Below are 13,102 nucleotides of genomic sequence, written 5' to 3' on the forward strand. Positions count from 1 at the left end.
TCTGGGTGGGGCCCCGAACGAAGTTTGTCCGCAACACCCGGGACCCCACAACTTCAGGCTACCGCTGCGACATCGGCAGGTCGGGGCGCGACGTGGCTACGAAGAGTCAGGTAAGGCCGGGGTAACTCCCTGGGCATATCGTGATGGTCTGTGCCGGACACACGGTGTTTCCCACACTTAGGCGATGATTAGCCGAGTTGCTGTGGGTAACAGCACGTCATAATCCGAGTAATCGAGGAGAAGTCAACATGGCTCTGCCCAAGCTAACCCCCGAACAGCGTCAGGCCGCCCTCGCCAAGGCCGCTGAGACCCGTACGGCCCGAGCCAAGCTTCTGGCCGAGGTCAAGGCTGGCTCTGTGAGCCTTGAGCAGCTCCTGGGCCGCGATGACGACATCGCCAAGCGCATCAAGGTGTCGCAGGCGCTGCGCGCGCTGCCCGGCATCGGCAATGTGAAGGCCGCCCAGCTCATGGCGGAGGCCGACGTGGACGAGGCCCGCCGTCTCGGCGGGCTCGGCACGCAGCAGCGCCGCAAGCTGATCGAGGCCATCGCCGGCTGATCGGCGGACCGGCGCCGACCCGCCCGGGCCGCGGCCGCGCAGCAGGCCGTGCCGCCCGGGCCGCTCCGGGGCCGGGCCGTCGACGGCGAAAGGCCCCGCCGGACGGACTCGGGGGAAATCCGTACGGCGGGGCCTCGTTCTCGACCTGGTCACCGAGCTCGCCCGGGAAGGAGTCCCATGCCCTGGAAACGTTCCGGGCGGGCTCGGGTCCGGAGGGTTAGTGAGCCTTCTCGAACTGCTCCTCCTCCGTGGAACCCCGCAGGGCCGTGGTGGAGGACTCCGGCGCGATGGCCGTGCTGACCAGGTCGAAGTATCCGGTGCCGACCTCGCGCTGGTGGCGGGTGGCGGTGTAGCCGCGCGGCTCGGCGGCGAACTCGGCCTCCTGGAGCTCGACGTAGGCGCTCATGCCCTCCTCGGCGTAGCCCCGGGCGAGGTCGAACATCGAGTAGTTGAGCGAGTGGAAGCCCGCCAGCGTGATGAACTGGAACTTGTAGCCCATGTGGCCGAGCTCGCGCTGGAACTTGGCGATGGTCGAGTCGTCCAGGTGCTTCTTCCAGTTGAAGGAGGGCGAGCAGTTGTAGGCCAGCATCTGGTCGGGGTACCTGGCCTTGATGGCCTCGGCGAACTCGCGGGCCACGTCCAGGTCCGGCAGGGAGGTCTCCATCCAGAGCAGGTCGGAGTGGGGCGCGTAGGCCAGACCCCGGGCGATGCAGGAGTCGACGCCGTTGCGGACGCGGTAGAAGCCCTCGGCGGTGCGCTCGCCGGTGGTGAAGGCCTGGTCGCGGGGGTCGACGTCGGTGGTCAGGAGCGTCGCGGCCTGGGCGTCGGTCCGCGCGATGATCACAGAGGGGACCCCCAGCACGTCGGCCGCGAGGCGGGCCGCGTTCAGGGTCTTGACGTGCTGGCCGGTCGGGATCAGGACCTTGCCGCCCAGGTGGCCGCACTTCTTCTCGGAGGCGAGCTGGTCCTCCCAGTGCACGCCCGCCGCACCTGCGGCGATCATGCCCTTCATCAGCTCGAAGGCGTTGAGCACGCCGCCGAAGCCCGCCTCGGCGTCGGCCACGATCGGGGCCAGCCAGTGCGGCGCGTTCTCGTCCCCCTCCGACCAGGTGATCTGGTCGGCGCGGAGCAGCGCGTTGTTGATGCGGCGCACGACGGCCGGCACCGAGTTGGCCGGGTAGAGGCTCTGGTCGGGGTAGGTCTGCCCGCCGAGGTTGGCGTCGGCCGCGACCTGCCAGCCCGACAGGTAGATCGCCTTCAGACCCGCCTTGACCTGCTGCACGGCCTGGTTGCCGGTCAGCGCGCCGAGCGCGTGCACGTAGTCCTCGGTGGTGAGCAGGTCCCACAGCCGTTCGGCGCCGAGCCGGGCGAGGGTGTGCTCCTCCTGGACGGACCCGCGGAGCCGCACCACGTCCTCGGCCGTGTAGGTGCGCTCGGTGCCCTTCCAACGGGGGTTGGTCTCCCATTCGCGCCGCAGCTCATCTGCGGCTCCCTTGAGGCGATCGTTCATTTTTTCACTCCTTGTCGTCCCCTGGGTGCCTTGCTCTGAGTGTGTGCTCGGACGAAACGGGCAAACAAGGCCGATCTTGACGAAAGAATCTCGATTTTTCTCGCTGGGCGAATACTGGCGGGTATTCAGGAGAGAAGAATTTAAGAGTTTGCGCTATGGACTAGACCAATCCCGGCGGCGTGGGCCAGGGGAGGCTGGGGAGCGTTGAAATAATTCCGGAAATTTCGTTTAGCATCGTGCTATGGCATCCCTGGTCGGTGAAGAACCGCTGTCCTTGACGCAGGAGCTCGATCTCATCGCGTTCGGCCAGCGCCTCAGACACCTGCGCAAGCAGCGCGGCCTTACCCTCTCCGACCTGGGCGAACGCGTCAGCCGTGCGCCGAGCCAGCTCTCCCTGCTGGAGAACGGCAAGCGCGAGCCGAAACTGTCGCTGCTGAAGTCTCTCGCCGCCGCCCTGAACGTGCCGGTCGAGGAGCTGCTCCGCCGCCAGGCGCCCAACCGCCGGGCCCAGCTGGAGATGGCGCTGGAGGAGGCGCAGCGCGACCCGCTGTACGCGGGGCTCGGCCTGGCCAGGCTGAAGGTCTCCGCGCGCGTCCCCAACGACGTGCTCGAACACATCCTCGGCCTCTACGGCGAGCTGCGCTCACGCCAGGCCAGGGGCACCGCGACCCCCGAGGAGGCGCGCGTCGCCAACGCCGAGCTCCGCCGTATGCAGCGCGAGCGGGGCAACTACTTCGAGGAGATCGAGAAGGCCGCGGCCGAGGCGCTCTCCGCGGTCGGCTACCGCACCGGCGCGCTGTCGCAGAGCACCGTCCAGGCCCTGGTCACCCACTTCGGCTACACCGTTCAGACGGTCCAGGACCTGCCCCGCACCGTCCGCTCGATCACCGACCTGCGCAACCGGCGCATCTACGTCAAGCACGAGCAGCTCGGCATGCACACCCCGCGCACCATCCTGCTGCAGACTCTCGGCCACCTGGCCCTCGGCCACCACAAGCCCCGCGACTTCGCCGACTTCCTCCGCCAGCGGACCGAGGCCAACTACTTCGCCGCCGCCGTGCTGGTGCCCGAGGCCACCGCCGTGCCGTATCTCAGGGAGGCCAAACAGGACCGCGCGCTGAGCGTGGAGGACCTGCGGGACGTCTTCGCCGTCTCCTACGAGATGGCCGCGCACCGCTTCACCAACCTGGCCACCCACTTCCTGGACCTGACCTGCCACTTCGTCCGCAACGACGCCGGCGGGATCATCTACAAGGCGTACGAGAACGACGGCATCGTCTTCCCCGCCGACGAGCAGGGCGCGATCGAGGGCCAGCGGATGTGCCTGCAGTGGTCGGGACGGCAGGTCTTCCGCTCCCCGGACAGGTTCTCCGTCTTCTACCAGTACTCCGACTCGCCCACCGGCACCTACTTCTGCGTCGCCCACGTCGACCCGTCCCGGGAGCGGGACTTCGCCATCACCCTCGGCGTGCCGTACCGCGAGTCACGCTGGTTCCGCGGCAGGGAGACCACCCACCGCACCAAGTCCGGCTGCCCCACCGGCGACTGCTGCCGCCGCCCGCCCGCCGAGCTCACCCAGCGCTGGGAGGGCTACGCCTGGCCCTCGGCGCGCGGCAACTCCCACATCCTGGCCGCCCTGCCCCCCGGGTCCTTCCCCGGCGTGGACGAGGCCGACGTCTACACCTTCCTGGAGCGTCACGCCCTGGAGTGACCCCGCGACAGCGTGAGCGACGGGTGGCCGAAGAACTGGTAGGCGGGCCCCGTGGCGGGCACCTGGCAGCGCAGGGAGCGCAGCACCTCCGCGGGGGGCTCGCCGGCGAGACAGCGGCGGTAGAACTCCGGCGCCAGGCCGTCGCCGACGGGCCAGAGCGGGGCGACCACCCCGCTGGCCCCCGCCAGCAGGAAGGCCTGGCAGTCTCCGGGCTCCTCCAGGAAGACGAACGGGCCCTCGCCCATGTCCCGGCCCAGGGCCTCGGACGCCGTCCCCCCGGCGGTGAAGTGGATCAGGTCCGGCGGCTCGGCGAGCATGGCCAGGACGTCGCCGAGCACGGGGGTGACCCGGGCGGCGCCGTACGCGGCGACCAGCGGGTGGACCTCCGCCCCGCCGTACACGACCGCCATGCTCTCGCCCCGCGCGCGCGTCGGCGGAGGCAGCTCGGGCCGCCGGCCGCCGAGGGGCCAGCGGCCGGTCACCGTCTGGCAGTTCAGCAGGGCGGGGACGGACCCGTCGAACGGCTGCTCCAGCGTGGCCAGCTCCCAGGGGATGTGCGGCTCCTGCGACAGCACCAGCACGCTCGGCCGGCGCGGGGCCACGCGCCCGGCCACCGCGTGCAGCAGCTCCCAGAATCCCCGGGGGATCTTGGAGGCGACCCGCCGGCCCATGTCCTCGACGCTGTGCGCCTGCTCCGCCACGTGCCGCCCGAACTCGGAGGTCCGCATCCCCAGCTCACAGATCTCGGCCTGGTCCGGCGTGGTGAAGTGCGGGGACTGGTAGGTCCACCACAGCCGCCCCGGCCGGTCGCCGTGGACGACGACCACCGTGACGTCCGCCGGCTCCCCGCCGCCGGCCACCCGGACCCGGGTGCCCGCGACCGGCTGCGGGACGCTCTCCCGGCCGAGCATGCCGGGAGAGTCGAGGACCGCGAGCGCGCGCACGCCGAACCCGGTCACCTGGCCGCCGACCGCGTGGATCGCCTGGATCTGCCGGGCGAGCGCCGGCTGCTCCTGCGGGAGGGCGACCAGGCGGACCGCCGCTCTCGGGTACGGCGAAGCCCCGTCGACGCGCAGCCGTACCCGCCATCCGCCGGGCGCCTCGAACCCCTCGGCGATGAGCTGGATGTCCAGGTCGGCCGGCCCGTGGACGGAGGGGGCCGCGCCGGGGACCTCCCCGGCCGGGGCGACGGCCCCGGGGGCGACGGCGCCGGGCGCGGGAGCGGTCCCCGGGGAGGGGACGGCCCCGGGTGCGGGGAGGGCCCCGGCGCCCGGTGCGGGGGCGGCTGCGGCCGGGGGGCCGCCGGGGGAGAGACCGACCTGGACCTCGACCCCCCAGCCCGCCACCACCTCGTCGGCCACCTCGATCAGCGGGAACGCCTCCCACTCCGCGCCGGCGGGCGCCGGCTGCCTGCGCCGCCTGCGGAAGGCCCCGGTCAGCCGGCCGAGCACGGAGGGGCCGCGCTCCGGCGCCGTGGGGGCGGGGGGCATCGAGGAGGCGGGGGACGGCGGGGGAAGGGGAGGCGCGGGAGGGGGCGATCCGAGCTGGGGTCCGGTCCCGTGCTCGACGGGCGGATCGGCGGGCATCCCGGCGGCGGCCTCGCCGGGCCACGGCCGGTCCGGTCCGCCCTGGCCGTACGGGGCCGGGGCGGGGCTCGCCGAGCCCGCGGGATCGGGGGCCGCGGGCGCCGGAGCGGACGGCGGGTCCTGGCTCGCGGGCCCCGGCGGCACGGCCGGCCCCTCGGCCGCGGCCTGCTCGTTCAGCCGGCGCAGCACGGTGAACCGTTCCCAGGCGGGGCCGTACTGGGCGATGAGCATCACGATGACGTCGGCCAGCGGACCGGGCTCCTGGACGCCCTCCTCCGCCAGCAGCGGGTCGAGCCGCTCCCGCAGCTCCCCGGAGGCTCCGCCCAGCAAATGGTCAAGCTCGTCACGGACGGCACGGGCCGCCCTCATCACCGCCACCGGGTCCATGCCGCCCCCTCGCTCCGGTCTGCCTCGATCTTCCCATCTGTGGGAGAGATCGGGATCCGGTACCTGGTGACAATCAGTGCCGCATAGGCTGATAGCCGTCGATTCCGCGATGATGGGAAAGGTGGGCTGTGCTGCCTGAAGTGGAGGCATGGCTACGTGGGCGCACCTCATCATCGGCCGACTGGCCGTTGCCGTGGCTGCTGGAGGCCAAAGGCGACACGACGGTCAGCGTCGTGCTGCCCGCCCGTGACGAGGAGGAGACGGTCGGGGAGATCGTCGCCGCGATCCGGCGTGATCTGATGGAGACGGTGCCGCTCGTCGACGAGCTGGTGGTCATCGACTCCCGTTCCGTCGACGAGACCGCCGCGCGCGCCGCGCGGGCGGGGGCCAGGGTGATCGCGCAGGACGAGATCCTGCCCGACCTGAAACCGATGGACGGCAAGGGCGAGGCGCTGTGGAAGTCCCTCGCGGTGACCTCCGGTGACCTGCTGGTCTTCATCGACGCCGATCTGCGCGAGTTCAGCACGTCGTTCGTGACCGGGCTGCTCGGCCCGCTGCTCGGCGACCCGGGTGTGGCCTACGTCAAGGGCTGCTACGAGCGGCCGCTGCAGAACGTGCAGAGCGGCGGCGGCCGGGTCACCGAGCTCGTCGCGCGTCCCCTGCTCAACCTGCACTGGCCGCTGCTGGCCGGGTTCGTGCAGCCCCTGGCGGGGGAGTACGCCGGGCGCCGGTCCGTGCTGGAGCGGGTCCCGTTCGTCACCGGTTACGGCGTGGAGCTGGGCCTGCTGATCGACCTGCTGGAGCTCGCCGGCCTCGACGGCCTCGCCCAGGTCGACCTGGGCCGCCGCGTCCACTCCCACCAGTCGACCGAGGCGCTCGGCGGCATGGCCGCCCAGATCCTGCAGACCTCCTGGTCCCGTCTCGAACGCCAGGACAAGATGGTCTCGCTGCACGCGCCGTCGCACCGGCTGGTGCAGTTCCGCCGGGGCCCCAGTGGTCACCGCGCGACCGTCCGCGACGTGGCCGTGGCCGAGCGTCCCCCGATGATCACCGTCTCCGGATACCACTCCCGCGCCACGGACTGACCGGCCACCCGGCCTTCCCCCGTAGTGATGCCGCCCCCGGAGTGATGACGCCTCGGCCGGAGTGATGACGCCTCGGCCGGAGCGATGACGGCTCGACGCGCGGCGTGCGGGCCGTTCCGGCCGGGCGGCCGCAGGGGCACGACCCGGCCCGGGCGGTCCGGGCGCCGTCGGGCTCGCCCCGCTCCTCCTCGGCGTCCTGGCCCTGACGGCCGCCGCGCGCGCCGGCCGTACCCCGTGCTCCGCCGGCCTCCACGACCGGACCACGACCGGGACCACGGCCGGGGTCGCGGACCGGAACCGTGGCCGCCGCCGTGTTGCGCGGAGCGGTCCACCCGCCAGTAAGGTAGGGGTGTTACCGGTGGTAACCCTTCTCGGGAGGAGTGCGCGATGAGCGAGACCGGCTTCTGTCCGGAGTTGAGCGAGGACGTGCGGGAGGTGCGCGACTGGGTGCACCGGTTCGCCCGGTCCGTCGTCCGCCCGGCCGGCGCCGAATGGGACGAGCGCGAGGAGACGCCCTGGCCGGTCATCCAGGAAGCCGCCAAGATCGGGCTCTACTCGCTCGACTTCTTCGCCCAGCAGTGGTTCGAGCCGAGCGGCCTCGGCCTGACGGTCGCGTTCGAGGAGCTCTTCTGGGGAGACGCGGGCATCGGCCTGTCCATCGTCGGCACCGGCCTCGCCGCCGCGGCCCTGTCCGCGAGCGGCACCCCCGAGCAGATGGGGGAGTGGCTCCCGCAGATGTTCGGCACCCCCGACGACGTCAGGCTCGGCGCGTTCTGCGCCTCCGAGCCCGACGCCGGATCCGACGTGGGAGCCATCCGCACCCGCGCCGTCCGCTCCGGCGACGACTGGATCCTGAACGGGGTGAAGACCTGGGCGACCAACGGCGGCATCGCCGACGTCCACGTCGTCGTCGCGTCGGTGGACCCCTCGCTGGGCGCCCGGGGCCAGGCGTCCTTCGTCGTCCCTCCCGGCACGCCGGGGCTGTCGATGGGGCAGAAGTTCAGAAAGCACGGCATCCGCGCCTCCCACACCGCCGAGGTGATCCTCGACAACGTGCGAGTGCCGGCCGCGTGCCTGCTCGGCGGCGCGGAGAAGCTCGACGCCAGGCTCGAACGCGTCCGCTCCGGCGAGCGGGCCGGCGAGCAGGGCGCGATGCGGACCTTCGAGACCACCCGCCCGTCGGTGGCGGCCATGGCCGTGGGCATCGCCCGGGCGGGATACGAGTACGCCCGTGACTACGCCCGGGAGCGCGAGCAGTTCGGCCGTAAGATCGGCGAGAACCAGGCGGTCGCCTTCCTGCTGGCCGACATGGCCACCCGCGTCGACATCGCCCGGCTGATGACCTGGCGCGCGGCCTGGATGGCCCGTAACAACCGCGCCTTCGACCAGGCCGAGGGTTCGATGTGCAAGCTGGTGGCGGGCGAGACCGCGGTCTGGGTCACCGAGCAGGCCATCCAGATCCTCGGCGGAGCCGGCTACACCCGCGAACACCCGGTCGAGCGCTTCCACCGGGACGCCAAGATCTACACCATCTTCGAGGGCACCAGCGAGATCCAGCGCCTGATCATCGGCCGCGCGGTCACCGGTCTGCCGGTCCGCTGAGAACGCCGCCCAGGAGCCTTGCCGGCGCGGCGGGTTCTTGAACGGCCGATACCGGCGGGGCTCCGTTGTAGCGCCAGGGGCACAGGACGTCGAAGTAGGCCTCGACTTGCGTGATCGCTTGGTCCTTTCGGCCGGACGCCGGGGTGGGTGTCGTGACCTGTCCGGGCCGGATCGGTCGTGGCGGGGTTGCGCGCCGCAGGGTCAGGGGCGGCAGGGCGAGCGCGATGAGCGGCCGATCTCAGTCGCGCGCGTCGCCGGCGGGGATGAGCAGGGTCTTGCCGGTGGTGGTCCGCGACTCGATCGCTCGATGCGCGGCGGCTGCCGCGTCGAGCGGGAAGGTCTGGCCGATGACCGGCCGCAACTTCCCGTCGGCGGCCAGGTTCAGTGCATCGACGACGAGCGCGCGGGTCTGGGCGGGGCTCGGCGCGGCGGTGAGCCCGAGGACGTCGATGGAGCGGGCCCGGAGCTCGCCCTCGTCGAGGTCGGCGTCGGCGCCGCTGGCCATTCCGTAGACGCTCACGCGTCCGCCTTCACGCAGCGCGCCGATCGCCTCGGTGCCGATCCGGCCGCCGACCCCGTCGAAGACGAGATCGAGCCCGGCGCCGCCGGTCGCCTCCATCACCCGATCCACCCAGTCGGGCCGGGAGTAGTCGACATAGGAGGCCGCGCCCAGCGAGGTGACCAGCCCCGCCTTGCCGGCGCCTCGGGCGGCGCCGATCACGTGGGCGTCCGCGGCGGCGGCGAGCTGCACCAGCAGGCTGCCGACACCTCCCCCCGCGGCCTCCACGAGGACCCGATCGCCGGGCTTGATCTCCGCCTGCCGGTACAGCAGCAACGCCGTACGCCCGTCGGCCAGCAGCGCGACCGCGTCCTTGAGCTCCAGGCCCGCGGGGACCGGGACCGCGTCCTGGGCCCGAGCCAGCGCCAGCTCGGCATAACCGCCCTCGCCGCCGGTGGTGGTGACCACGACCGTCCCCACCAGGTCCGGGTCCACGTCCGGTCCGACGGCGGCGATGCGACCGCCCACGCCGTTGCCGGGTATGCGGGGCAGCGCGGGCCTGCCGAACGGCCCCTTGCCCGAGCGCACCTGCGTCTCGACGAACGTGATGCTCGCGTACGCCACCGCGACGAGCACCTGCCCCGGCCCCGGCACGGGATCTTCGACCTGCCGCGTCCGCAGTGTCTCCGGCCCGCCGAACTCTTCCATCACCACAGCCCGCATGACACTCCCTAAAACGGATAAAAACGCTTCGTTTGAGAACATATAACGGAGCGAATCGCTCCGCAAGGCGGCTACAGTGAGCGCATGGCACGCAGAGCCCCCCGGCACGCAGAAGCCGAACGCAACGACCACGCCCTCCTGGAGGCCGCCAAGAAGGTCCTGGCCGTGGACGGAGCCCATGCGTCGGTGGCGGCGATCGCCGCACGCGCCGGAGTCGGCATCGCCAGCCTCTACCGCCGCTACCGTTCCAAGGACGAGCTCTTCCAGCACCTGTGCGCGCTCTCCCTCGACCAGTGGATCCAGGCCGCCGAACGCGGTCTGCGGCACGACGACCCCTGGGAGGGGCTCGCTCACTACATCGGCGCCTGCGTCGAGTTCAGTGGCGGCTCCCTCGGACCGCTGGCCAGCACGATCGCCGTCACCGACGAGATGGCCGCCAAGTTCACCAGGTCCGAGGAGCTCATGCGGGACCTGGTGGCTCGCGCGCATGCCGCCGGAGTGCTCAGGCCGGACGCCACGGCCATGGACATCTCGCTACTGATCGAACAGCTCGGCAAGTCCCCCCTGATCGAACAGCTCGACCGGCAGGGGCGCACCGACCTGATCGACGCGGCCCACAACGCCCGGAAGCGTACGATCGCCATCGCTCTCGACGGTCTGCGCCCCGGTCACCTCCGACTGCCCGGGACCCCACCCCCTCCCGCGCTCCTCACCGAACGCTGGGAGTACGCCCCCGCGGATGTGTCACCGCCCGAGGACGGTGACGAGGCGACGGCCACGGTCTGAGCACGCCGCTCCCCAGGGAGCGGCGTGCTGCCGTACCCATGGTCAGCCGCCTCGAACCTCGCAGCCCGCCGCTTCCAGCGCGTCGATGACCAGACGCTCGGGGACGGGGCCGTCGGTGAGAATGGAAACTCGCCCGGTCTCCGGCGTCAGTTCCACTCCCACGATGCCCGGCACCTGGATGAGCTCGACTCGAATGCTGTCCAGACAGTGCGCACAGGTCTCGGACGAGATTTCCGAGACTTGATAGGAAACGAGACTGTAGGCGACGGTGATCATGCCGTTCTCCTCTGGTTGACGTGGACGACAGGGTGTGGGCATCGACTCGAGTCCGCCTCCGCCACCATCGTGGCGTAGTCGCGCAGGGAAGATCGAGGGCAACCGGCTTCCGGAACCCGCCATGACGGGAACCGGAAGCGGCTTCGGTAGCATGAGCCGATCATCATGACTGAGACCACAGACGATCACGTCGCATATGAGCTGTACGCTCGCATGCACGAGCAGGGGGAGTCGCCGGCAGAGGCCGCCGAAGCGCTCGGGCTCGCGGCTGCGGATGTCGCCCGGGCCAGGCAGCGGTTGTCACGGCTGAGCCTTTTCAATTCCCAGACAGAGACGACTGTGGATTCCGCGGTCGCTCTCGCGCGCATCCTGGAGTCTCAACACCGGGCGCTGGACCAGATGCTGGAGCAGCACGTGATGACGGCGTCGCTGGTCAAAGACTATTTGGGCGTCACCGCCAGGCGCGGGGACGACATCAGTGTGGAGTTCTACGAGCGGGCCCGCGTGAGCGCCCTCCACCAGCGGATCGACGAGTGCGCCGCGATGGTCAAGCATGAAGTGGTCGCGATGCATCCTCCGGCGAAATGGACACGCGATGGTCTCGAGGCGGCCCTGGTCAACAACCGGCGCAACCTGGACCGGGGGGTGCGCATACGCTCCATCCATGCCCAGCGGATGGTTGCCGATCCGCTGATCCGCGAATTCATTCCGGTGTGGTTGGCCGCGGGCCTTGAGGTCAGGGTCACGCCGGTGATTCCCACGAGGATGCTTATCTATGACCGGCAGGTCGCGATTGTGCAGTCGGAGCCCGGCGACCTCGCCGGAGGCGCGGTGCTCATCCGTGGGACCCTCCTGGTGAGGTCTTTGACCGCACTGTTCGAAACGGTCTGGACGGCGGCTTCGGAGCCCCGTGACATCCCCCGCGCCGCCGACGGCGCTGCGCTGACAGACCAGCAGACAGCGGTGCTCCGCCTGCTGGCCACCGGGGTGAAGGACGAGGCCATCGCGCGGACGCTGGGTGTGTCGACACGCACGGTCACCCGGATCGTCGGAGAGCTCACGGCGCTGTTGGGGGCGGGCAGCCGTTTTCAGGCCGGTGTGCGTGCTGCTCGCCTGGGCTTGCTTGACTGATCCGGCCCCCGGTGGTGCAGGGCTGGTCCGGTTGGTGACGTGCGACCCGCCGGCGCGCGGAGGACACCAGTACCGATCGAGGTTTTCCCCGGCCCGGTGGTCAGAACGGTGATGTCATCCGTTTCATGGAGCGGGAGAGATCCAGATGGCCCTGGAGCGGCGCGGGGGAGTGGGCCATGGTCGCGACCATGTCGCCGACGTCGCCGTGCCTTTCGATGATGTCGGTCAGCAACTCGCGAGACTTTTCCGGCGCGTCGGCGGGCTGCAGGGGATTCAAACGTCGCATGTCGACCTCCTGGCGATGTACTATACCCCCCTACCGTATAGGGGTGTGTGAGATGAGACCGGAGCAGCGGCTGGCGGGGCATCTGTCCCATTGGCTGGGCCGGTGGCCCGCCGGGAGTGGCCTTGATGTCGTCGGCTCCCACGGACGGGTCCGCCCGGCCTGGGACGGCCGGATCCATCCGGCCCTCGGTGTCGCGAGCCCGATGAGCGGCGTGCTGTCGGTCCCGCCGGAGCTGGTCGAAAGCGTGGCGGAGCAGTACCGCCTCGGAGTCGACGGGATCGCCGCCCTGGTCGGCCGCCCTGGGCACGGCTGGTTCACCGCGGTCTTCCGCTGGAGCGTGACCCCGGCGCCGCTCCCTGACGCGGGAGAGTGGCTGCCCGCCCGGGCGCCGGGCGTGCCCGAATGGCTGTGGCCCTTCGGCGGCGAGGTGCTGGTGGCGGTGGATCCGGACACCGGCGAGCACCTGGCCGGGGTGGGGATCAAGCGGCATGACGGGTACGGGCACGAGCTGGCCGTCGTGACCGCGCCCGCCGCGCGTGGCCGTGGCCTGGCTCGCCAGTTGGTCGCCCAGGCGGCGCGGCGGGTGCTGGACGAGGGGGCGGTACCCACGTACATGCATGATCCGGGCAACCTCGCCTCCGCGGCCGTCGCGGCGGCGGCGGGCTTCCCGGACCTGGGGTGGACCGCATTCGGCGTGACCGAGAATCCGGTCCGCTGAGGCGGCTCCACACTCGTGCCGTCCGGCCGCCGCGGTGCGTACCACTGCGTCCCTCAACGGAGGGCTTGCCACCAGTTGACAGGACCATCCGGATCCGCGTCCGAATGAGAGCTCGTCCCATCGACGAGCCGCACCGCGTGTCGAGCCAGATGGAGCTCCTGTTCGACCTCACCTTCGTGGTCGCGGTCGCGGCCGTCACCGCCCGGCTCGCGCACGACATCGCCGACGGTCACGGGCTCGCCGGA

At 71.4% G+C, this 13,102-nt stretch carries 12 protein-coding genes; 7 read left to right on the top strand and 5 right to left on the bottom strand.

All coding sequences use genetic code 11. From position 1 onward, the window contains the following. Positions 1–248: 248 nt before the first annotated feature. Positions 249–557, top strand: coding sequence for an integration host factor, actinobacterial type (mihF, locus tag ACWDS7_RS40060; RefSeq protein WP_306858440.1), 309 nt, complete (start codon positions 249–251; stop codon positions 555–557). Between the two features lie 217 nt (positions 558–774). Here the strand turns inward: mihF and aceA are convergent, their stop codons facing one another. Then, positions 775–2,067 carry an isocitrate lyase gene (aceA, locus tag ACWDS7_RS40065; RefSeq protein WP_451933522.1) on the bottom strand — a complete coding sequence of 431 codons (1,293 nt, stop codon included), beginning with the start codon at positions 2,065–2,067 and terminating at the stop codon, positions 775–777. Positions 2,068–2,308: 241 nt separating this feature from the next. Here aceA and ACWDS7_RS40070 point away from each other — a divergent pair, with 241 nt between their 5' ends. Further along, positions 2,309–3,778: a helix-turn-helix domain-containing protein gene (locus ACWDS7_RS40070; protein WP_370879602.1), complete on the top strand. Its 1,470-nt coding sequence runs from the start codon at positions 2,309–2,311 to the stop codon at positions 3,776–3,778. Here the strand turns inward: ACWDS7_RS40070 and ACWDS7_RS40075 are convergent. Beyond that, positions 3,763–5,751, bottom strand: a complete 1,989-nt coding sequence (locus tag ACWDS7_RS40075) for a hypothetical protein (protein ID WP_451933523.1) — start codon at positions 5,749–5,751, stop codon at positions 3,763–3,765. The two genes, ACWDS7_RS40070 and ACWDS7_RS40075, sit on opposite strands and share 16 nt — an antisense overlap. Before the next feature lie 128 nt (positions 5,752–5,879). Here ACWDS7_RS40075 and ACWDS7_RS40080 point away from each other — a divergent pair, with 128 nt between their 5' ends. Then, entirely contained in the window at positions 5,880–6,836 is a 957-nt protein-coding gene (locus ACWDS7_RS40080) for a glucosyl-3-phosphoglycerate synthase (protein ID WP_451933524.1), read from the top strand. Positions 6,837–7,223: 387 nt separating this feature from the next. After that, positions 7,224–8,438: an acyl-CoA dehydrogenase family protein gene (locus tag ACWDS7_RS40085; RefSeq protein ID WP_306858446.1), complete on the top strand. Its 1,215-nt coding sequence runs from the start codon at positions 7,224–7,226 to the stop codon at positions 8,436–8,438. A 238-nt stretch (positions 8,439–8,676) separates the two neighbouring features. Here ACWDS7_RS40085 and ACWDS7_RS40090 read toward each other — a convergent pair whose 3' ends face one another. Continuing rightward, positions 8,677–9,660 carry a zinc-binding dehydrogenase gene (locus tag ACWDS7_RS40090; RefSeq protein ID WP_451933525.1) on the bottom strand — a complete coding sequence of 328 codons (984 nt, stop codon included), beginning with the start codon at positions 9,658–9,660 and terminating at the stop codon, positions 8,677–8,679. Between the two features lie 84 nt (positions 9,661–9,744). Here ACWDS7_RS40090 and ACWDS7_RS40095 point away from each other — a divergent pair, with 84 nt between their 5' ends. Next, a complete protein-coding gene (locus tag ACWDS7_RS40095) occupies positions 9,745–10,446 on the top strand; it encodes a TetR/AcrR family transcriptional regulator (RefSeq protein ID WP_451933526.1) in 702 nt (233 codons plus the stop codon). A 42-nt stretch (positions 10,447–10,488) separates the two neighbouring features. Here ACWDS7_RS40095 and ACWDS7_RS40100 read toward each other — a convergent pair whose 3' ends face one another. Further along, entirely contained in the window at positions 10,489–10,722 is a 234-nt protein-coding gene (locus tag ACWDS7_RS40100) for a heavy-metal-associated domain-containing protein (protein ID WP_451933527.1), read from the bottom strand. 165 nt (positions 10,723–10,887) lie between these two features. On the opposite strand from ACWDS7_RS40100, the gene ACWDS7_RS40105 reads away from it, so the two are divergent. After that, positions 10,888–11,853 (top strand): LuxR C-terminal-related transcriptional regulator, encoded by a 966-nt coding sequence (locus ACWDS7_RS40105; RefSeq protein ID WP_451933528.1) that lies wholly within the window; start codon positions 10,888–10,890, stop codon positions 11,851–11,853. Between the two features lie 100 nt (positions 11,854–11,953). Here the strand turns inward: ACWDS7_RS40105 and ACWDS7_RS40110 are convergent, their stop codons facing one another. Next, on the bottom strand, positions 11,954–12,139 hold the full coding sequence (locus ACWDS7_RS40110; RefSeq protein WP_451933529.1) for a hypothetical protein: 186 nt from the start codon (positions 12,137–12,139) through the stop codon (positions 11,954–11,956). A gap of 52 nt (positions 12,140–12,191) precedes the next feature. Between ACWDS7_RS40110 and ACWDS7_RS40115 the strand changes: the two genes are divergently transcribed. After that, positions 12,192–12,857, top strand: coding sequence for a GNAT family N-acetyltransferase (locus ACWDS7_RS40115; RefSeq protein ID WP_451933530.1), 666 nt, complete (start codon positions 12,192–12,194; stop codon positions 12,855–12,857). Positions 12,858–13,102: the final 245 nt, after the last annotated feature.

This window comes from Streptosporangium sp. NPDC003464 (genome assembly GCF_053588315.1).